The organism is Lentibacillus kapialis, assembly GCF_014646635.1.
GTDB classification, from domain to species: Bacteria; Bacillota; Bacilli; order Bacillales; family Amphibacillaceae; genus Lentibacillus; species Lentibacillus kapialis.
Window position 1 is genome coordinate 39,920 of sequence record NZ_BMNQ01000008.1, and the last position, 21,551, is coordinate 61,470.

A 21,551-nucleotide genomic window follows, 5' to 3' on the forward strand; every position below is an offset into this window, starting at 1 on the left:
CCTCCAAATCTTCCTGCCTGCTTCCAATCTATTTCATATCAGAACGTTTCACTAAATATCGAGGTTCTGGACATATTGGGCATTTTCTTCGATAAAATTCCGGCGTGGTTCCACTTTATCACCCATAAGCATATCAAAAATATTGTCGGCATCCATTGCATCGGAAAGCCCCACTTGAAGCAATGTACGAGTCTCAGGATCCATAGTGGTTTCCCACAGCTGTTCGGCATTCATTTCGCCAAGTCCTTTATAGCGCTGCAGACCCGGCTTTGGCGATTTCGGAAGCTCATTCAGAAGACGTTCCATTTCGGTATCGTCATATGCATAATGAGCAGCCTTTCCTTGTTGGATTTTGTACAGTGGCGGCTGGGCGATATAAATATAGCCATGTTCGATTAAAGGACGCATATAGCGATAAAAAAAGGTTAACAATAAAGTGCGGATATGCGCGCCATCAACATCAGCATCGGTCATGATGACGACTTTATGGTAGCGGGCTTTCGTAATATCAAAGTCTTCACCAATACCGGTCCCCATTGCCGTAATCATTGCCTGAACTTCCCTATTGGATAGAATTCTATCAAGACGTGCCTTTTCCACATTTAATATTTTGCCGCGTAATGGAAGAATAGCCTGGAAGTGCCGATCCCGGCCCTGTTTAGCTGAACCGCCGGCAGAATCACCCTCAACAATATAGAGCTCGCTGATACTTGCATCTTTTGATGAGCAGTCAGCAAGTTTTCCGGGTAAATTGGAAACTTCAAGCGCACTTTTGCGTCTCGTCAATTCACGAGCTTTTTTAGCAGCGAGACGAGCGCGTGATGCCATCAGACCTTTTTCAACAACAATTTTTGCCACATCGGGGTTTTCAAATAAGAACTTCGAAAAAGCTTCACTGAATGCTGAATCCGTTACCTTTTTCACTTCACTGTTTCCGAGTTTTGTTTTTGTCTGCCCTTCAAACTGCGGATTTGGATGCTTAATGGAAATGATAGCTGTCAAGCCTTCACGAACATCATCACCACTCAAGTTCGGGTCATTTTCCTTAAACATGTTATTCTTACGTGCGTAATCATTAATAACCCGTGTCAGACCGGACTTGAAGCCCGATTCGTGCGAACCTCCCTCATATGTGTGAATATTGTTCGCAAACGAATAAATATTGCTGACAAATCCATCGTTATATTGAATCGCCACTTCAACCATAATCTGCTCTTCTTCAGTTTCTGAATAAAATGGCTCATGGAGCACTTCACGGTTACGGTTAATATATTCAACGTATGAACTAATGCCGCCCTCGTAATGATATTCGACGGGCTCATGATCTGTCCGCTTATCCTCAAGTGAGATCATGATTCCTTTATTCAAAAAAGCAAGCTCGCGCACACGTTGTTCAAGTAACTCAAAATTAAATTCTGTCGATTCGACAAAAATATTCGGATCAGGTTTGAACTGTGTTTTAGTTCCAGTAATATCTGTTTCACCAATTGTTTCAATCTTTCCCTGTGGTACACCTTTTTTGAAACCAAGGTAGTAAATATTTCCATCACGGTGTACGTAAACGTCAAGACTGCTGGACAAGGCATTAACTACTGATGCACCAACACCATGCAGCCCGCCGGACACTTTATAACTGTCATTACTGAATTTTCCACCAGCATGTAATACTGTCATGATGACTTCGAGTGCAGGCTTACCCGTCTTTTTCTGTATATCAACCGGAATACCGCGACCGTTATCAATGACAGTTATACTATTATCTTTTTCAATAATGAGCTGTATTTTATCGCAGTAACCGGCAAGTGCTTCGTCTATACTGTTATCGACAATTTCCCACACCAAATGGTGGAGTCCTTTTTCACTGGTCGTGCCAATATACATGCCAGGTCTTTTACGCACTGCTTCCAAACCTTCCAGTACTTGAATCTGATCGGCACCATAAGCTTGTTCATTTGAAACTTTTCTCTCTGCTGACATTTTTTTCACCCACGTTTCCTGGAAAAACTTATGTCTCAGCTCACTCAGGCAGCGAGGACCAAAGTTTTTGCATACTTTTAGAAAAACGCGTCACTCCTCTTGCTTTATAGCGAGAGCGACGTTTTTCTTATAAGGTCTGAATAGACCTTCATGATTTACTCTATTTCATCTGAAAAGTCATCCAATTTGCTGATTGTCGAAATCATACTGGCTCGCTTTTTCAGTGTTGAGACGGATAAGGAACTGTAATAAATGTTCTCTTTCGTAACAACAACTGACTTTATTTCGTCAGTTGGACCAATTAGTGTATGCTGCTTTACGGCATTTTCCATCATTTTAGCCATTATTCCCGAAGATGTTACAACACTGTGATCGATAATGGAAATGACGTCTTTTGACTGGATTACATTATCATTGCCAATATGGATAAACATCGAATTCCTCCACAATCATGTCTCAATCATACCATTTTCTACTCGGTACAGTTGCGCTTCCTGCAATGTTTCATGATTGATGCCATTAACGTTCGTTGTCGATACAAACGTTTGAACTTTGCCTTTAATTGTATTTAGCAAGTGAGATTGTCTCTGATCATCCAATTCACTTAATACATCATCCAGAAGTAAAACAGGATATTCGCCTACTTCATTGCAGATAAGTTCAATTTCCGCTAGTTTCACCGATAGCGCTGCTGTTCGCTGCTGCCCCTGGGATCCATAAGTCTGAACATCTTTATCATTGACATAAAAAACGATATCGTCCCGGTGCGGTCCGATTAACGTTGTACCACGTTCTATCTCTTTATTCTTTAATTCATGGAATTTATTGGTATATATATTTTCTATCGTTTCCTTATCTGCCGATTTTGATACTTCAACTGTAGGAATATAGCTGATTTCAAGCCTCTCTGTACCATGACTGATCGAATGATGAACCGGGCTGGTCCATTTCCGGAGCAAATCAAGAAAAATAAATCGGCGTTCCAACAAGATGACTGCATGCTGAATCAATTGATCTGTCAATATATCCAGCATTGTTTTATCCTGTACCTCCCGACGCTGTAGCTGTTTCAGCAAGTGATTCCGCTGCTTTAAAATCTTCTGGTACTGTCCAAGATGATAAATATATGTGGGCTGAATTTGCCCAAGTTCCATGTCGATAAATCGTCTTCTTGTCTGTGGTGATCCTTTTACAAGTGATAAATGCTCAGGGGCAAACATGACGACGTTAAATGCACCGATATAATCGCTTAATTTCCGTTGCTCAATATGATTTAATTTTGCTTTTTTCCCTTTTGCCGACAAAATGATTTCAAGGGGGATTGTCTGGTTCCGCTTTGTGATCCTGCCTTCTATTTTAGCATACTCCTGCTCCCATTTAATCAGTTCCTTTTCCCTTGGTGTGCGATGTGACTTTGAAAATGCAAGTACATATATGGCTTCCATCACATTGGTCTTTCCCTGGGCATTTTCACCAATAATCACATTTATCTTGTCGTTGAAGGAAATATCCACTTTTTCGTAATTACGGTAGTTTTTTAGTTGCAATTGTTCAATGTTCATGCGAATTTCCCTTGATTAATCCCGTGTGACAACATAAGTCCCTATATCTTCCATTTTGATCACATCGCCCGGGTAAAGTTTCCTTCCCCTTCGATGCTCGGGTTCACTGTTCACCAGCACTCCCCGATCTTGCAAAAAGGCTTTTACCATACCACCGGAATCCAGTACATTCAACAATTTGATGAATTGACCAAGCAGGATATAATCCGTCTCAATGTGTATCTTTTCAGGTTCATGCATGCTGATCACCAGACTTTACAGTTATTGATTGACGTTTGTTGTACTTCTTATCTATTTTACTAAAGATTTGATGCTATGGAAAGGAAAGATACCTTAATTATTATAAAATCAGCGGAAAATACAGATATCCGGGGAATGGAAGAAGAAGGAAATCGGCGAATAAGCCGATTCCTCATTATCCTATTTAATAAGTTCTCACTGGTAAAATCAGCTGCAAAATAGAATCATCGTCAATTGGACGAATAATGAATGGGCGCATTGCTCCGGTAAACTTAATAACGATCTCATCACTATCTATGGCCTTCAAGGCATCAAGCATATATTTTGAACTGAATGAAATTTTCACATCTTCGCCTTCAAATGACTCCGCTGTAATTTCTTCGGCGACCTGACCGACTTCAGGTGAATTGCTAGTAATTTGCAAAATTTGGTTGTGCTGGGTCGTTAATTTAACAACATTATTTCGTTCTTCTCTGGCAAGCAAAGATGCGCGGTCAATAGTATCGATTAATTCTTTTGTTTTAGCATGAAGCTCTGTCTGGCTCTGGTCCGGAATTAGCCGGGATGTTTCCGGATAATTGCCATCAAGTATTCTAGACAGGAAATTTAAATGTTTTGTACGAAACATAATTTGGTTATTTGTAACACTAACTTCCACCTTCTCACCTTTATCGTCAAGAATTTTATTCAACTCGTTCAGGCTTTTACCTGGCACGACGATACTTGGTAAATTTAATGTCACATCTTCCAGCGGAATACTGCGTAGTGCCAGCCGGTGACTGTCTGTAGCAGTAAAAAGCAATTTACCGTTCTCGATTTTGATATTAACACCAGTGAGAATAGGCCGTGTTTCCATCGTTGAGACAGCAAAAACGGTCTGTTTGATTAAATTTTTCAGCAAGTCAGACTGGATTTCAAGATTGTTGTCTGTCTGTAAAACAGGAAGCTGTGGATATTCGCTGGCATCTTGCCCATTCAGGTTAAACGTTGCCTTGCCTGATTGAATGGTCATATTAAAGTTTTCATCAGCTTTAATTTCGACTGTATTATCCGGGAGTTTCCGCACAATGTCAGGAAAATAGCGCGCCTGTACTACAATACTGCCTGGTTCAATCTGTTCAACATTTACCATACCGTCTTCCTCTGAAGGGATAAACGATTCAATTGAAATATCTGAATCACTTCCGGTTAAAGTAATACCCTGAGCTGTCGCGTCAATTTTCATTCCTGTCAAAATCGGAACAGCGGTTTTGGATGAGATAGCTTTCATGACATTTTGGACACTTGAAATCAATTGCTGACGCTGAACGATAAATTTCATGAACTTTAATTCTCCTTTTGGATACATATTATTATTTTTTTATAAATATATAATAATACTACTAATAGTGTCTGTGATTTTGTGGATATCTTTAGAAATTCCACACCAATGGAGTTATACACATGTTGATAAACTGTTTATATGTTTGTTTTTTTCATTCACATGATTAACAGTGAAAATCTATTAAAGTGATTTCATCTCTTCTTTTAATTCTTCGATATCCCGGTGTAACAGTGTGTCGTTTTCCATCATTTTTACAATCTTTTCGTGGGCATGAATAACGGTGGTGTGGTCTCTTCCGCCAAATTCCTCACCAATTTTAGGCAATGAAAAATCTGTTAGTTCACGCGATAGATACATCGCAATCTGTCGAGGAAAAGCGATAGACTTAGTCCGTTTTTTCGCTGCAAAATCTTCTAATTTGACATTGTATTTTTTCCCGACCGCTTCCTGGATACCTTGAATGGTAATAGTACGTGGTTTGCTGCTGGGAATAATATCTTTCAGTGCATCTGCTGCTAGTGAAGCGTCAATATCCTGATTAACAAGCGAGGAATAGGCAACTACCCGTATTAATGCGCCTTCCAACTCACGAATATTGGTATCAATCTGATTGGCAATATAAAGCATTACTTCATTTGGTATATCGAGACCATCTGCTTTTGCTTTTTTTGACAATATGGCAATTCGCGTTTCCAGATCCGGCGGTGTAATATCTGTAATCAGTCCCCACTCAAATCTAGAGCGCAGCCGGTCTTCAAGTGTCGGAATCTCCTTTGGAGGCCGATCACTCGATATGACAATCTGTTTGTTCTCTTCATGTAGAGCGTTAAATGTATGGAAGAATTCTTCCTGAGTTGATTCTTTTCCGGCGATAAATTGAATATCATCGATTAATAGAACGTCTATATTGCGGTACTTATTTCGAAATTGGGTTGCTTTATTGTCCATAATCGCATTGATGAATTCGTTCGTAAATTTTTCGGATGTTAAATAGACGACGTTTGCTTCCGGATTGTGGTCCCGGACATAATGACCGATGGCATGCATCAAATGTGTTTTGCCAAGCCCGACACCGCCATAAATGAATAACGGGTTGTACGCTTTTGCAGGGGCCTCTGCCACAGCAAGGGATGCAGCGTGTGCAAAGCGGTTTCCGGATCCGATAACGAACGTATCAAAGGTATATTTAGAGTTCAGCATCGTTTTGGTATGATTTGTTCCGCCATTATTATTTTCGATAGGAACTTTCTTTGGAGCGTTATCCTCGTTATCTGCCGAATCATTAGAATCCGGAACGATAAATCGTGTCGATAAATGGGCACCTGTTATCTCCAGTAGAATTTCATCTATCAGTTTAGTATATCGACCTTCAAGCCAGTCACGTGCAAATTCATTTGGGGCTAGAATAATTAGTGTGTCTTCTTTTATAGATTGGGCTTTTGTGTTCTTTAGCCATGTTTCAAAACTGGGTTTGCTTATTTTCTCTTCAATTTTTTCAAGCGCTGCATTCCATAATTCATCGATATTTTCCAATTTTCTTCACCCCTTTCATCCTTAATAGATGATAGAAAAACCCTTTCGCGGTTCATATTCTGACAGGAACAGACGGAAAGGTTTTCTGTTAAAAATGGATACATATTTGGTTGTGGATGCTTAAGTGTGGCCATTGCAGCATAAATTTAGGGTTATGTACGTTGTCCACACTGATGTTAATAGTTAAATAAACAAAGGTGTGTAAAAATATCCACACGTTATCCACACTCTGTGGAAAACATATTCCTAAAATCATTTATTACACATGTTGAACACAATTATAATACCAAATAAAAAAGCACCATGCAACGCTTTTTCGATACTTATCCACAATAACAATTGCTTGTAGACATTTTTTATCCACACCACTATATTTTGTGAGTGAATTGTCGATATGTGTTGTGAATAAAAAAAGTTTGTCTGAAAAAATGTCACAGGATTATGTGGATAAAAATTGTGAAAAGAAAAGTTGACAGACAGAATTGCTTTTCTTTATAATGTCAAAGACTGCCTTTAAATATGAATGTTATGTTTAAATTCCTCAGGGAGGTGTATGATAAATGAAAAGAACATTTCAACCGAATACTCGTAAGCGGAAAAAGGTACACGGCTTCCGTAAACGAATGAGTACAAAAGAGGGGCGCCAAGTACTGAAGCGGCGTCGTCGTAAAGGAAGAAAAGTATTGTCTGCATAGACCACTGACATTATCAGTGGTCTTTTTTCCACTATAGTGGAAAGATGAATGGTGAAGGTGATCGAATTGAAAAAAATATACCGGATAAAAGACAATAAAGAATTCCAGTATGTGTTTAAACATGGCAAGTCGTTTGCAAACCGGCAGCTCGTTCTATACTATATAGAAAAACCCAGACAGGAGCATTTTCGTATTGGCTTGTCTGTTGGTAAGAAAATTGGAAATGCTGTCATGAGGAATCGTATTAAACGTTATCTGCGACAGGCGTTTCTTGAGCTGGAAGGCTGTATTAAGCCAACAAAAGATATTATTATCATTGCGCGTCATCCAACGAGGCAGATGAATTTTCATGAAGTTAAAAAAAGTTTAGTTCATCTATTGTCCAAGGAAAGGCTATTGTTAAAAAAATAGTGGGCTTTTTTGATTATATATGGAATCTTCTATTGAATTAATGGTAAAATAACTATTAGGTTTTATACATAGGTTGTTTTTCGCTTGTTAGGAGGAAATAAATTGCGTAATAAGATTTGGTTGCTAGTAGCCTTATTCGGGTTATTAGCGCTTCTTTCCGGATGCATGGATATAACAGAACCGATTACTCCGGAGAGTACTGGAATTTGGAATTCATATTTTGTATGGCCACTATCGCAAGTGATTACTTACTTTGCAGGATTGTTCAATGGAAGTTATGGATTAGCTATAATCATTGTAACAATTATTGTGCGTTTGATTTTGCTGCCATTAAACGTTAAACAGCTGAAAAGTTCAAAAGCGATGCAGGAAATACAACCTGAGCTTAAAGAAATTCAGCAAAAATATTCTTCAAAAGATGCCAATACACAGCAAAAACTGCAGCAGGAAACGATGCAGTTATTCCAAAAACATGGTGTGAACCCGCTTGCAGGGTGTTTACCAATATTTGTGCAAATGCCGATTCTGATTGCAATGTATCATGCCATAAGACGGACACCCGAAATCCAAACCCATACTTTCCTATGGTTTGAACTGGGATCACCGGATTATATTTTGCCACTGATTGCCGGTGCAGCGACGTTTTTCCAGCAAAAACTGATGATGGCCGGCAGTCCCGCGGGGCAAAACCCGCAAATGATGGTCATGATGTATGTGATGCCGATCATGATTACGGTCTTTGCATATTTCTTCCCGGCAGCATTAGCGTTATACTGGGTAGTAGGTAACGTATTCATGGTTGCCCAGACGATTTTCATTCGTAAACCGATGATGAATGATAATAAAAATGGGGGAGACAAAAAGTGAGAGAAATAACTGCTAGCGGACAAACGGTTGATGAAGCGGTCCAATCAGCATTAGAGCAGTTAGACACCACAAGAGACCATGTTAAAGTTGAAGTGATTGATGAAGGAAAAAAAGGGCTTCTGGGTGTATTTGGTTCCAAGCGTGCCTATGTTAAGGTAACAATGGAAAAAAATCAGATTGAGGAGGCCGAGAAGTTCCTGCGTGACGTAATCGGAAAAATGAATGTTGACGCCAACGTAACAACAACGTTTTCTGAAAATCATATCACGTTTGATCTGTCAGGTGGCAAGATTGCTATATTGATCGGTAAGCGCGGACAAACGTTGAATGCGATCCAATATTTAGTGCACCTTGTCTTGAATAAGGATGGGGATCACTATTATACAGTTAGCGTTGATGCGGAAGGCTATCGTGGCAGAAGGAAAGAAACACTTGAATCGTTGGCACATAAAATGGCTGATAAGGCGTTAAGATTTAATAAAACAGTAGAACTCGAGGCAATGCCCGCATTTGAACGAAAAATCATCCATAGCGCATTGCAAACGAATGAGCACGTAATAACTAGTTCTGAAGGCGCAGAGCCGTACCGTTACATTGTCATAAAACCATAGTAAAATAAAAACCTCCGGATTACGGAGGTTTTTTTGTAACGTCAGAAAGTATAAATGATGGATGACCTTATAAGGAAAGCTTCGGCATTCGCTATAAGACGAGGCGAATGCCGAAGCTTATCTTGTGCTTATTGTATAAGAGGCATTAAAAGAAGTTGTTCAAAAAGTCCGGCACAAGGACACTTCGAATTTCTTCGTTGGCTTGTTTCTCCGCGGCTCATGTATCTAAATGCATACATTCCGCTGCTCGAAACTGCGCCGCCTCGAACTTCTCGGTCCTTGTTATCCTCCTTTTTGAACATGCACTAAAAAGGAAATAGATAATAGAAATGGCTTAAGTATCTCGCGGGGCTTACTGAATCCATCTATCCACATGTGGATAGATGGATTTTGATCGATCCCTTTATTATCGCTGTGGACAAGTTTATTTTTAATTGATTATATGATATTCTATTGTATTAGTGAAAGAAAAAATAAATCCAATTGATATAGATAATAAATGACGTAGAATGGAGGTGAGGTAATGGAGACTGATACGATTACAGCAATATCCACCCCTGTTGGCGAAGGGGCAATTTCAATTGTTCGCTTGAGTGGTTCGGCAGCAATCCCGGTTACCGCGAAACTGTTTGAGGGGAAAAATCTGCACGATGTAGATTCGCATACGATTCATTACGGAAAAATCATTGATCCCAATACAAATGAAATTGCTGAAGAAGTGATGGTCACGATTATGCGGGCGCCAAAGACATTTACACGTGAGGATATTGTTGAAATTAACTGTCACGGTGGCATGGTCGCCGTTAATCGTGTGCTCGAAGTCATTCTTGAACAAGGTGTGCGGATAGCAGAACCAGGTGAGTTTACCAAACGCGCTTTCTTGCACGGGCGAATTGATTTATCTCAGGCGGAGGCGGTTATGGATTTGATTCGGTCAAAAACCGATAAAGCCATGTCAGTTGCACTGAAACAGATGGATGGACGGCTCTCACAATTAATCGGTCGCCTCAGACAGCAATTGATTGAAACAGTTGCACATGTTGAAGTGAATATCGATTACCCGGAATATGACGATGTTGAGGAAATGTCACACGAGATGATGCGTATAAAATCAAAAGAGGTACATGCTGAAATCGAGCATTTGCTTGAAGTTGCCAAACAAGGAAAAATATTACGTGAGGGATTGTCCACTGCCATTATTGGACGGCCGAATGTGGGTAAGTCTTCATTGATGAATACCCTGGTTCAGGAAAATAAAGCGATTGTGACTGAAGTTCCCGGAACAACTCGTGATATAATTGAGGAGTATGTCAATGTCCGCGGTGTCCCGCTGCGACTGGTTGACACGGCTGGAATCCGCGAAACAGAAGATATTGTGGAAAGAATTGGTGTTGATCGGTCACGAAAAGTACTGGAACAATCAGATCTTATTTTATTTGTTTTAAGTTATAATGAGGAATTGACTGAAGAGGACCGAAAACTATTTAAAGCAGCACAGGGATTGGACTATATTGTAATCATCAATAAAATGGATTTGGAACAAAAGCTTGATTTAGAAAAGGTAAATGAACTTGCCGAGGACAAACCGGTCATAACTGCCTCCCTAATTAAAGAAGAAGGAATTGATGAATTGGAATCAGCTATCTCCGAGACTTTTTTTGCTGGTGATATTGATACAGGTGACATGACATATGTTTCCAATATCCGTCATATTCAATTGCTCAAACAGGCCAAGGAAGCACTGGAAGATGCCATGAGCAGTCTTGATATGGAAATGCCGCTTGATATCGTCCAGATTGATGTCACTCGTACATGGGAGTTTTTGGGCGAAATAATAGGTGATACAGCCAGTGACAGCTTAATTGATCAGTTATTCTCACAATTTTGCTTAGGCAAATAAGAATGGTGTTAAATTCGTTTTTTTATTAGTATGGTTTTTTGTCAATTTTGTTGCTCTTTGTTAACTCTCGCAGTTGATATAAACTGCGACATACTATGAAACCATATTTGAGTGCTATAATACCGCTCCGGAAACACACGCCGCTTTCCACGGAGGAGTGTATTTCCTCCGCTAAATGTGACCGAATAATTCTCAGGACCATTGAAATATTTAATTAAAAGACCACCATCAGCGTAGGCAGATTACGAAGACTCCTGTGGGAAAAGCACGTGTCTGAAGACCCCGCAGCATTGGTTTTCCGCGAGGAGGCTGAAGCCGTGCCCACAGAAAGCGAAGTAATCTGCTGGAGCGCTTTCATAGTACTCAACCATTAACACTTACGTCGCAGTTTATGGATTTAACGTCATAAACAACAACCTTTTAGAAAAAAGCTAAAATAAGAGCAGAGTTTTCAGGGATAAAATAAACCTTTCAGAAGCTTTTCTGAGCAGTTTGCTGAACGCGATTTAGATGATATATTACAAAAACAGAAAGGGTGAAAATGATGGTATATGATGCTGGACGCTATGATGTAATTGTTATTGGTGCCGGTCACGCTGGTGTAGAAGCAGGTGTTGCGGCAGCAAAAATGGGCGCAAAAACGTTAATGCTGACACTGAACCTTGATATGGTTGCTTTTATGCCGTGTAATCCGTCACTCGGCGGACCTGCAAAGGGTATTGTTGTTCGTGAGGTTGACGCACTGGGTGGAGTGATGGCTAAAGTTATCGATAAAACATATATCCAGATGCGCATGCTAAATACCCGGAAAGGACCCGCAGTTCAAGCATTGCGAGCACAAGCAGACAAACCGCTGTATATCAAAGAAATGAAACATGTACTCGAAAATCAGGAAAACCTGACTCTCAGACAAGGCATGGTCAATGAACTGGTCATGGAAGATGGTGAATGCAAAGGGGTTATTACAGAGACAAAAGCAGTTTACTATGCTGATAATGTCATTGTGACAACTGGCACATTTATGCGTGGCAAAGTGTTGATGGGTGATCTTGAATATGAGAGTGGACCAAATAACCAGCGGGCTTCCATCAAACTTTCCGAAAACCTTGAGGAGCTTGGATTGGATATTACACGATTTAAAACAGGAACTCCGCCGCGCGTGAACAGTCACTCAATTGATTATTCCAGAACTGAGATTCAGCCGGGAGACGAAAAGCCACAAAGTTTTTCATATGAAACGACAGAATATATTACAGATCAGATTCCGTGCTGGCTGACGTATACGAATGAATTTACACATCGGCTCATTAACGATAATTTGTCATCGTCTGCTATGTATTCCGGTATGAAGCGGGGCACAGGACCGCGTTACTGCCCGTCAATTGAAGATAAGATTGTCAGGTTTAATGATAAACCCCGTCATCAGGTCTTTCTTGAGCCCGAAGGAAGGGATACGGAGGAAGTATATGTTCAAGGCCTATCAACATCACTTCCCGAATATATTCAGCATGATATGGTGAAAACAGTGCCAGGACTGGAAAATGCTGAAATCATGCGCGGTGGATATGCCATTGAATATGATGCAGTTATTCCGACACAATTATGGCCAACAATGGAAGTGAAAAATATCCCAGGGTTGTTTACAGCTGGTCAAATTAACGGTACCTCAGGTTATGAAGAAGCGGCAGCACAAGGAATTATGGCTGGTATTAATGCCGGAGCAAAAATAGTCGGCAAAGAGCCATTGATTCTTGATAGATCTCGCGCATATATTGGAGTTCTGATAGATGATTTGGTTACCAAAGGAACCAAAGAACCATATCGTCTTCTGACATCCAGAGCTGAATACCGGCTATTGTTGCGTCATGATAATGCTGACTTGCGTTTAACTGAAATTGGTTATGACTACGGCTTAATAACTGACGAACGTCATGATCAATTTATTGAGAAGCAGCGTCTTGTCGAGCAGCAAAAGAAACGGCTTGAAAAAATAATTATCAAACCGGAAAAGCCTGTTCAGCAAATGTTGGAAAATGCCGGCGGTTCACAATTAAAAGAAGCCGTGAAAGCATATGATATGCTGAAGCGTCCAGAAGTGACGTATCATATGCTGGAAGATGTCATTGAAACAGATAACCGTTTGCCCAATATTGTCAAAGAACAGGTTGAAATCCAAATCAAATATGAAGGCTATATTAAAAAGGCGAATGAACAAGTGGATCGTATGCTAAAAATGGAAAATAAAAAAATTCCAAATAACATTGATTATGATGATATAGACGGCATTGCCTATGAAGCAAAGGAAAAACTTAAAAAGGTACGTCCACTATCCGTCGGTCAAGCATCACGCATAGCAGGGGTTAACCCGTCAGACGTATCCATTCTGCTTGTGTATATTGAGCAAGGAAAAGTTGCCCGTGTAGCCAACTAACTGCTTAAGGAGCCATTTCATGAAATCAGAACAATTTGTCGATGCTTTAAGTGAACAGGGAATTGAATTGAATGAAAAACAAAAAGAGCAATTTGCTGATTATTTTCAAATTCTGGTGGAGTGGAATGAAAAAATAAACTTAACCACTTTAACAGGCGTAGAAGATGTGTATTTGAAACACTTTTATGACTCTATTTCAGCTGCATTTTATCACGATTTTACAGGAAACGTGATGATATGTGATGTGGGTGCTGGGGCAGGGTTCCCCAGTATCCCGCTTAAAATATGTTTTCCCGACATAAGTGTGACCATAGTCGATTCATTGCAAAAACGGATTAATTTTCTAAATCAATTGGGAGAACAACTGAGTCTTAAAAATGTTGCTTTTTATCATGATCGAGCTGAAAATTTTGGAAGGAAAAAACAATTCAGGGAATCGTTTGATATTGTCACTTCCCGGGCCGTTGCCCGTATGTCAGTATTGAGTGAATTATGTTTGCCACTCACAAAGAAAAATGGCTGGTTTATCGCGATGAAAGGATCTCAGGCTGAAGATGAGTTAAATGATGGTCAAAATGCCGTGAACGTATTAGGTGGCGAGCTGGATAAAATGCATACATTTCGCTTACCTGAAGAAAATAGTGAGCGGTCTATTATATCTATACATAAAAACCGAATTACACCTAAGAAATATCCGCGAAAGCCGGGTTTGCCAAATAAAAGCCCGATTACTTAGCCTTTTCTATTTGTTAACCTGAAAGATTATTTGGTGATTTCATACTCATTCAGAAATATATATGATAAAATAACAATAGGATTTGCCGGATTGATGGATTATAAGTTTCCTCAAAAAATAATAGCCTTCATAAATTGTTTCACGTGGAACAATGTTAGTTGTGATGATATATGACTTTTTCGTTATTTAATAGGGAATTCAGCAGGTTTGTAGTGAAAGAACATGATTATAAAGGTGGTGTTAGGTGGTGGTAAGGCCTTTAAACCGAATTTTTGGTATGGGCGGTAAAAATGAATCCGTACCAGAGGAAGAAAACTACCATCCGGATGAGGTAACCGAAATTGCTGTTGAAAAAATAGAACCAAATAGATTCCAGCCAAGAGCTGTGTTCAATGAAGAAAAAATAAGCGAATTGGCCCAAACAATCCTGACACATGGCATGATTCAGCCAATAGTTGTCCGAAGGCTGGAAAATGAAGAAAAATATGAGCTTATTGCTGGAGAACGCAGATGGCGGGCAGCACAAACGTTAGAATGGGAAAAAATCCCCGCGATCATCCGCACCATGACAGATACTGAAATTGCCTCTGTTGCGTTAATTGAAAACCTACAGCGTGAAGAATTAACAGTAATTGAAGAGGCTAGTGCCTATGCAAGGCTCTTGGAACTGCACGATTTGACACAGGAGGCACTAGCACAGCGGCTCGGAAAAAATCAGTCAACCATCGCCAATAAATTAAGGTTGTTAAAGCTTCCTGAACAAGTGCAAAATGCAGTATTGGATAAACAAATAACAGAAAGACACGCAAGGGCATTAATTAAAATAAATGACCCAGCAAAACAAGAGGAAATGCTAAAAAAAATTCTGGGTAACGATTTAAATGTAAAGCAGACTGAAGAACAGATAGAGAAAATGAACCAGCCTGAAGGAAAACAAATGAAAAAAAAGCCTAAGCGGAAGGGTGTTAACAAGGATGTCCGAATCGCCATGAATACAATCCGCCAATCTCTGAATATGGTTTCTGATACAGGAATCGATGTAGAGACAAATGAAGAGGAACTTGATGAGTTTTATCAAATAACAATTAAAATACCAAAGAAGAATTAATATATACCATCATATACTAAAACACCATTCATCTTTTAAAGGCTTAAGATGGGTGGTTTTTAAATCCATAAATTCTACAAAGCAGTAAGAGCTTGGAATGGTTTGTTAATCTATATATTGTAGCTAGTTTTTTGAAAAAATATCTTTTTAATAGGTGCTTGTTTAAAAAAGTGATAGAATATAACTATAGATGTTAGGTAGGTGACAACATGGGAAAAATAATAGCCATTGCTAATCAAAAGGGTGGCGTTGGAAAAACAACATCAGCAGTAAACTTGAGTGCAGGTCTTGCTCAACTAAAAAATAGAGTGCTGGTCGTTGATATTGACCCTCAGGGTAATGCTACCAGTGGCTTAGGTATCAGCAAAGCCGACATGGATCAGTGTATCTATAATGTTTTGGTGGAAGATTTACCTGCCGAACAAGTTTGTGTACCGACTCAAATTGAAAATTTGGATATGATACCTGCAACTATTCAACTTTCGGGTGCTGAAATTGAACTCGTTTCTACAATCTCACGTGAAGTTCGACTTAAAAAGGCACTCGAAGACCTTAAAGAGCAGTATGATTATATCATTATTGATTGTCCGCCCTCTTTAGGTCTTCTTACCATTAATGCCTTGACATCAGCAGATACGGTGCTTATTCCTGTTCAATGTGAATATTATGCATTGGAAGGATTAAGCCAATTATTGAATACGATCCGATTAGTCCAAAAACACCTGAATAAGACGCTAATGATTGAAGGTGTTTTGTTGACAATGCTTGATGCACGGACGAATTTGGGCATCCAAGTTATTGAGGAAGTTAAAAAGTATTTTCAGGATAAAGTATATCAGTCAGTCATCCCGAGAAGTATTCGCCTGGGAGAAGCGCCAAGTCATGGACAACCTATTCTGAAGTATGATCCGAAATCAAAGGGCGCTGAAGTATATCTTGAATTAGCAAAGGAAGTGGTCGGTAATGGCGAAAGGGTTGGGTAAAGGAATTAATGCGTTTTTTCCGCCTGAACTTGAAGAAGAGACGGATGACATTATTCAGGAAATTCCCGTGAATGAGTGCCGTCCAAATCCTTATCAACCGAGAAAAACCTTTCATGCAGATGCTATTGAAGAATTAAAGAATTCAATTCTAGAGTATGGTATTGTCCAGCCGTTAATCGTAAGAAAAAGTATCAAAGGCTATGAAATCATAGTTGGGGAACGGCGTTTTCGCGCTGCTAAAGAAGCGGATTTGAAAACAATTCCAGCTGTTGTTAAAGATCTATCAGATGACAAAATGATGGAAGTAGCCCTGCTGGAAAATTTACAGCGTGAAGATTTAACAGCTATTGAAGAAGCGTATGCTTACCAGAACTTAATGAATGAACTCGGCATTACACAGGATGAATTATCGAGACGCCTCGGGAAAAGCCGGTCTCACATTGCGAATATTGTCCGTCTCCTCTCGCTCCCGGAACAAGTGGTAGCCTATATTAACAACGGTGAGTTGTCAATGGGGCACGGTCGGGCGCTTCTTGGTGTAAAAGATAAAGATAAAGTGATTCCGCTTGTTAATAAAATCCGCCATGAAAAATTAAATGTGCGCCAGGTTGAACAATTGATTACGCAGATGAATGAGAAACCGTCTAAGAAGAAAGAAAAACCAAAGAAAGATATCTTTTTACAAGAATATGAGTCTGTATTGCGTGACCGACTGGGTACAGCAGTTTCTATCAATCGGGGAAAACGAAAAGGTAAAATTGAGATTGAATTTTATTCAAACGAAGATTTGGATCGTATATTGGACACGCTGGAAAAATAATGAAGGAAAGACTGACTCTATGAGCGAAAAATGGTCAGTCTTTTTCTTTATAGTGCGTGTTCAAAAAGGAGGATAAAAAGGACCAAGAAGTTCGAGACGGCGCAGTTTCGAGCAGCGGAGAAACAAGCCAACGAAGAAATTCGAAGTGTCATGTTTACCGGACTTTTTGAACAACCTCTTATAACATCAGAAAGTATAAATTATGGATGACCTTATAAGAAACGTCAGTATTCGCTATAAGACGGGCGAATGCCGCGTGATTCTATTCTAGTCCAATAATAAAAGGATGTTAAATATGATATATTTTGATCAGGCAGCATCGTCTCATCCCAAACCATCGGCAGTAGGGGAAGCGATGCTCTATGCATTAAATGAGATAGGTGCCAATCCTGGTAGAGGCGGCCATAAATTAGCTAAAAAAGCGGCAAATCTAATATCTGAAACCAGAGAAACCGCATCTCGTATTTTTGGTTGCAGCAACCCCAAGAAAGTATTGTTTTATCACAATGCAACAGCTGCTTTGAATCAGGCAATAAAAGGAATGTCATGGGTCAAGGGAGACCATATTATTGCAACAACTTTTGAGCATAATTCGATACGAAGACCACTTGAAAGTCTTAAAAAGCAGTATGGTCTAAACATTACATATGTATCTTGGTGTGGGGATGAGACAAGTTTTTTGCATCGGATTAAACAATCTATTAAACCTGAAACCAAACTAATTGCAGCAACACATGCTTCCAATGTGACTGGAGCTGTTATTCCTGTTGAAAAAATTGCATTATCTGCCAAACAGCATGATATACCTTTACTTGTTGATGCATCACAGACCGCCGGGCACAAAATGCTGCATATGAAAAACGCGGGAATCGACATGATGGCTATTCCGGGCCATAAGGGGTTATTAGGTCCTCAAGGGACAGGCATGTTGTTAGTCGAAGGTGACATCGATTTATACCCATTGAATCACGGCGGGACCGGCTATTTTTCCGAAAGTCCTGATCAGCCGTCACAGTGGCCTGAAAAGCTGGAAAGTGGAACATTAAACACGCCGGGTATCGCAGGACTTAACGCTGCGATGAAGTCATATGAGGCACGTGATGCCGAAAATGTTCCACGTGAAACAATTTTGAGTCAGGTCGTATTGAAAGGCCTGAAGAAGATTGAAGGAATCACATGCTATGGGCCTGATATTCAGGAAGAACGTATGCCCATTGTGGGGTTTAATGTTTCAGATATTCCATCCCAGGAGATCGCAATGATCCTTGATTCATACTATAATATAGCTGTCCGAGCGGGGCTTCATTGCAGTCCTTTGACACATGAAACGTTAAACACAACTGAACAAGGTGTCGTCAGGGCTAGTTTTAGCATGTATAATACAGAAGAAGAAGTTGTGCAGTTTTTGCAGGTTATACAAGAAATCGCAGAATCTTATAAAACCTTGTAAGATGTAAGATCATAAGATGGAGATGGACTAATGGCCCTATTTGGAACGATTGTTAATGCGCTTTGTATAATAGCAGGAAGTCTGGTTGGAGTCTTTTTTACGAAAATTCCGGAACGATATAAAGAAACAGTCATGCATGGCATTTCACTGGCGGTTATCTTAATAGGCGTCCAGATGGCATTGGAAACGGAATCGATTATTGTTGTGTTACTAAGTTTATTGACCGGTGCTATTATAGGCGAATTCGTACATCTTGAAGAAGGACTTAACCGGATGGGTAACTGGATAGGCAGTAAAATTACGACTACAAATGATAATTTTAGTGTTGCGCAAGGATTTATCACAGCATCACTCGTTTTTGTGATTGGCGCTTTGTCAGTTATCGGTGCATTGGATAGTGGCTTGCGCGGAGACCATGAAGTGCTAATAACAAAAGGAGTCATCGATGGTTTTGTTGCTCTTGTGTTGACAACAACACTCGGATTCAGTGTTGTTTTGTCAGTTATTCCGGTTGTTATTTATCAGGGTACGATTGCCTTGCTTGCGACATATATTAATCAATGGATACCTGAATCAATTTTAAATGGACTTATTGGGGAACTGACAGCAGTCGGTGGTCTACTGATTATGGCTATCGGCTTGAATTTATTAAAAATTGTTCAAATAAGAGTCGGTAATTTACTTCCGGCAATTGTGACGGTTGGAGTCGTCTATTACATTTATTTGTTGTTTTAAGATGAAGCTGATTTTTAAGCTTTTTGTATCATTCGTTAGGTTTTACTCTTGCAGTTGAAATACGATATAGTGTAAGGCTTCTTTCATTCTGAATACGAGAAGCGTTTAAGACGGTTAGGCAATACACTTCGCTTTTCATGGACACGACCTCAGCCTCCCCGGGAAGCAAAGAACACTTTCCTCGAAAAAGGAAACCACTTTTCGGCGGGTACTCTGAGCGAGCTGTTACAAGCAGGTAACAGGTGAACAAAGATTTAGTGACTCCCAAGAAGCGCCAAATCAAGAGACCACCAGTTCTTATTAGGTTGACGAGCATGTGTATGTTGCTGCGGGATTAAATAACAACGAAAAACAGTCAATATGAAAGCCCTTGCCGTTTCGGGCAGGGGTTTTTATATTTCTTTTTCCATTGGTGGCTGTTTTTCGGGTGCAATAACTGCGGGAAATGTTGCTGTGTGTGTTAATTGCCTGTCAATATTTTCTAATAAAGCCGCAACACGCTTTGCCATATTAACAACAAGGGAGAGGCGTGTATTCTGTAATGTAGTGAATTCCATGAATCCGCTGATATTAACAACGCCGGTAAGATGGATATCACCAATGGCAGGAAGGCTTTTATTTAAAGCTGCTCCGGGATTCAACGAACCGATATCAGCAATGATGCTACCGACTGAAGCAGCTTTTCCCAAAGAAGCATCTACTGCAATAATAAATCCATTTGGGTGTTGCTTATAAATGTGTTGAATGTAATGTGGTATATTTGTGGCATGAACAGGTTCCGGTAATGTGCCATATACGTGTAAGTACCTTGGCTCAAGTTCTGACAAATAGGAACCGATTAAAGGCCCGAGAGCGTCACCTGTCGACCGGTCTGTCCCAATACAAACGACAATGTACTCTTTCGGTGCTTCCGGCAACCAGGAGATAATGCGTTGATTCATCTTGCTAAGCAGATCCGGGTTCATATAATTGAGTTGAAGTTTTTCTTTTTTTGAAATGAAACGGTTCATCAGATTCATAGCTTTTCCTCCACAAACATATTGGTATTAGTATACGGAAAAAAATATCAATCTATACCTGATAAACCTAATGGAGGAGAAGCAATGATGCGATCTGGTCTGAAATGGATGTTTTTAATCATCGGGACAACAATTGGAGCTGGTTATGCTTCCGGACGGGAATTATGGCAATTTTTCGGCCATGAAAGCGGACTGGCTATTCTTTTATTTGCCATATTTTTTTCGGTGTCCTGCTATGTCATTATGTATGTAAGCTATAAAAAAGAATCAAGTGATTATTTACCGGTACTGCGCGCTATTGTTGGGGACAAGCTGACAAAGGTGTATGACGTCATGATTTTCCTATATTTAACGACGACAACAATAGTTATGATTGCAGGAAGCGGTGCGACCGGACAAGCATTTAATTTATCCTACTGGTGGGGGGTATTGATTATAACAGCCTGTCTAATTGCATTATTTTTAAGAGATATTAACGGCATTTTGGCTATGAATCAAATTATACTGCCGTTATTGATTGGCGGGCTGCTGTATATTTTGTTATTATTTATCAATGATCAAGGACTGAATGTATGGGCTCATCTGCATGAACAACGGAATTGGACAGCAGCTTTCCCGTTTACAGCATTGAATATACTGCCACTCATTGCTGTCTTGGGGGCGATTGGCAATAAGATCAAATCAAAACAGGAAATATATGTTGCAGCAATTGGCAGTGGGCTGATATTAGGCACTATATCCTTTATTTATAATAACAGTTTGATACAAATTGCAGATGAACTGCTATTATATGAAATCCCATTATTTGCTATATTGAAGCATTATCCGGTTGAAATTCTTATTTTTTTATCAATTCTTTTGTGGTTTGCAATTTTCACAACTGCTGCATCAGGTGTACTTGGCATTGTGACTAGAATCCAAAACCGCTGGAATGCACCGGTTTGGATATTGGCTTCAGCAGTTATCATTCCGATGATACCATTAACGACCGTTGGGTTTTCCGCACTCATTAACTATATTTATCCGGTATATGGTATTTTAAATTTATATGTGCTGACACGATTACTTCTTTATCCATTGTGGAATGGGAAAGAAAACAGACGTGTGTGATTTCACTTCTCTTTTAATAATGGGGTGGATATTGTAAAA

20 protein-coding genes are annotated in these 21,551 nt (G+C 39.8%); 13 read left to right on the plus strand and 7 right to left on the minus strand.

Going from position 1 to position 21,551, the window contains the following annotated elements; translation table 11 throughout:
• Positions 1 to 51: 51 nt before the first annotated feature.
• The 6 genes from gyrB to dnaA all read right to left on the minus strand — a co-directional run bounded on the left by gyrB (position 52) and on the right by dnaA (position 6,636).
• Complete coding sequence (gene gyrB / locus IEW67_RS05205; protein WP_188632005.1) at positions 52 to 1,977, minus strand: DNA topoisomerase (ATP-hydrolyzing) subunit B; 1,926 nt, start codon at positions 1,975 to 1,977, stop codon at positions 52 to 54.
• Positions 1,978 to 2,132: 155 nt separating this feature from the next.
• Positions 2,133 to 2,411: an extracellular matrix regulator RemB gene (gene remB / locus IEW67_RS05210; protein ID WP_188632006.1), complete on the minus strand. Its 279-nt coding sequence runs from the start codon at positions 2,409 to 2,411 to the stop codon at positions 2,133 to 2,135.
• A gap of 15 nt (positions 2,412 to 2,426) precedes the next feature.
• Positions 2,427 to 3,539 carry a DNA replication/repair protein RecF gene (recF, locus tag IEW67_RS05215; RefSeq protein ID WP_188632007.1) on the minus strand — a complete coding sequence of 371 codons (1,113 nt, stop codon included), beginning with the start codon at positions 3,537 to 3,539 and terminating at the stop codon, positions 2,427 to 2,429.
• 15 nt (positions 3,540 to 3,554) lie between these two features.
• Positions 3,555 to 3,779, minus strand: coding sequence for a S4 domain-containing protein YaaA (gene yaaA, locus IEW67_RS05220; RefSeq protein WP_188632008.1), 225 nt, complete (start codon positions 3,777 to 3,779; stop codon positions 3,555 to 3,557).
• Between the two features lie 184 nt (positions 3,780 to 3,963).
• On the minus strand, positions 3,964 to 5,100 hold the full coding sequence (gene dnaN / locus IEW67_RS05225; RefSeq protein ID WP_188632009.1) for a DNA polymerase III subunit beta: 1,137 nt from the start codon (positions 5,098 to 5,100) through the stop codon (positions 3,964 to 3,966).
• 183 nt (positions 5,101 to 5,283) lie between these two features.
• Complete coding sequence (gene dnaA, locus IEW67_RS05230; protein ID WP_188632010.1) at positions 5,284 to 6,636, minus strand: chromosomal replication initiator protein DnaA; 1,353 nt, start codon at positions 6,634 to 6,636, stop codon at positions 5,284 to 5,286.
• 560 nt (positions 6,637 to 7,196) lie between these two features.
• Here dnaA and rpmH point away from each other — a divergent pair.
• The 12 genes from rpmH to IEW67_RS05290 all read left to right on the plus strand — a co-directional run bounded on the left by rpmH (position 7,197) and on the right by IEW67_RS05290 (position 19,383).
• Entirely contained in the window at positions 7,197 to 7,331 is a 135-nt protein-coding gene (gene rpmH / locus IEW67_RS05235) for a 50S ribosomal protein L34 (RefSeq protein ID WP_188632011.1), read from the plus strand.
• A 66-nt stretch (positions 7,332 to 7,397) separates the two neighbouring features.
• Complete coding sequence (gene rnpA / locus IEW67_RS05240) at positions 7,398 to 7,742, plus strand: ribonuclease P protein component (protein ID WP_188632046.1); 345 nt, start codon at positions 7,398 to 7,400, stop codon at positions 7,740 to 7,742.
• A gap of 102 nt (positions 7,743 to 7,844) precedes the next feature.
• The gene (gene spoIIIJ / locus IEW67_RS05245) at positions 7,845 to 8,609 is read left to right on the plus strand and encodes a YidC family membrane integrase SpoIIIJ (protein WP_188632012.1); all 765 of its coding nucleotides are present in this window, start codon (positions 7,845 to 7,847) and stop codon (positions 8,607 to 8,609) included.
• The gene (gene jag / locus IEW67_RS05250) at positions 8,606 to 9,220 is read left to right on the plus strand and encodes an RNA-binding cell elongation regulator Jag/EloR (protein ID WP_188632013.1); all 615 of its coding nucleotides are present in this window, start codon (positions 8,606 to 8,608) and stop codon (positions 9,218 to 9,220) included. Before spoIIIJ ends, jag begins: the two co-directional genes overlap by 4 nt.
• A gap of 523 nt (positions 9,221 to 9,743) precedes the next feature.
• Positions 9,744 to 11,120, plus strand: coding sequence for a tRNA uridine-5-carboxymethylaminomethyl(34) synthesis GTPase MnmE (mnmE, locus tag IEW67_RS05255; RefSeq protein WP_188632014.1), 1,377 nt, complete (start codon positions 9,744 to 9,746; stop codon positions 11,118 to 11,120).
• Between the two features lie 544 nt (positions 11,121 to 11,664).
• Positions 11,665 to 13,551, plus strand: a complete 1,887-nt coding sequence (gene mnmG, locus IEW67_RS05260; protein WP_188632047.1) for a tRNA uridine-5-carboxymethylaminomethyl(34) synthesis enzyme MnmG — start codon at positions 11,665 to 11,667, stop codon at positions 13,549 to 13,551.
• Positions 13,552 to 13,570: 19 nt separating this feature from the next.
• Positions 13,571 to 14,287, plus strand: coding sequence for a 16S rRNA (guanine(527)-N(7))-methyltransferase RsmG (gene rsmG, locus IEW67_RS05265; RefSeq protein WP_188632015.1), 717 nt, complete (start codon positions 13,571 to 13,573; stop codon positions 14,285 to 14,287).
• Positions 14,288 to 14,534: 247 nt separating this feature from the next.
• Positions 14,535 to 15,395, plus strand: coding sequence for a nucleoid occlusion protein (gene noc / locus IEW67_RS05270; protein WP_188632016.1), 861 nt, complete (start codon positions 14,535 to 14,537; stop codon positions 15,393 to 15,395).
• 209 nt (positions 15,396 to 15,604) lie between these two features.
• Positions 15,605 to 16,378, plus strand: a complete 774-nt coding sequence (locus IEW67_RS05275; RefSeq protein ID WP_188632017.1) for a ParA family protein — start codon at positions 15,605 to 15,607, stop codon at positions 16,376 to 16,378.
• On the plus strand, positions 16,359 to 17,198 hold the full coding sequence (locus tag IEW67_RS05280) for a ParB/RepB/Spo0J family partition protein (RefSeq protein ID WP_188632018.1): 840 nt from the start codon (positions 16,359 to 16,361) through the stop codon (positions 17,196 to 17,198). The genes IEW67_RS05275 and IEW67_RS05280 overlap by 20 nt, the downstream gene beginning before the upstream one ends.
• Positions 17,199 to 17,493: 295 nt before the next feature.
• Positions 17,494 to 18,648, plus strand: a complete 1,155-nt coding sequence (locus IEW67_RS05285) for an aminotransferase class V-fold PLP-dependent enzyme (RefSeq protein ID WP_188632019.1) — start codon at positions 17,494 to 17,496, stop codon at positions 18,646 to 18,648.
• Positions 18,649 to 18,678: 30 nt separating this feature from the next.
• Entirely contained in the window at positions 18,679 to 19,383 is a 705-nt protein-coding gene (locus IEW67_RS05290; protein ID WP_188632020.1) for a DUF554 domain-containing protein, read from the plus strand.
• 392 nt (positions 19,384 to 19,775) lie between these two features.
• Here IEW67_RS05290 and yyaC read toward each other — a convergent pair whose 3' ends face one another.
• Positions 19,776 to 20,402 (minus strand): spore protease YyaC, encoded by a 627-nt coding sequence (gene yyaC, locus IEW67_RS05295; protein ID WP_188632021.1) that lies wholly within the window; start codon positions 20,400 to 20,402, stop codon positions 19,776 to 19,778.
• Between the two features lie 84 nt (positions 20,403 to 20,486).
• On the opposite strand from yyaC, the gene IEW67_RS05300 reads away from it, so the two are divergent.
• Positions 20,487 to 21,512: a YkvI family membrane protein gene (locus IEW67_RS05300; protein WP_188632022.1), complete on the plus strand. Its 1,026-nt coding sequence runs from the start codon at positions 20,487 to 20,489 to the stop codon at positions 21,510 to 21,512.
• The last annotated feature ends 39 nt before the right edge of the window (positions 21,513 to 21,551 follow it).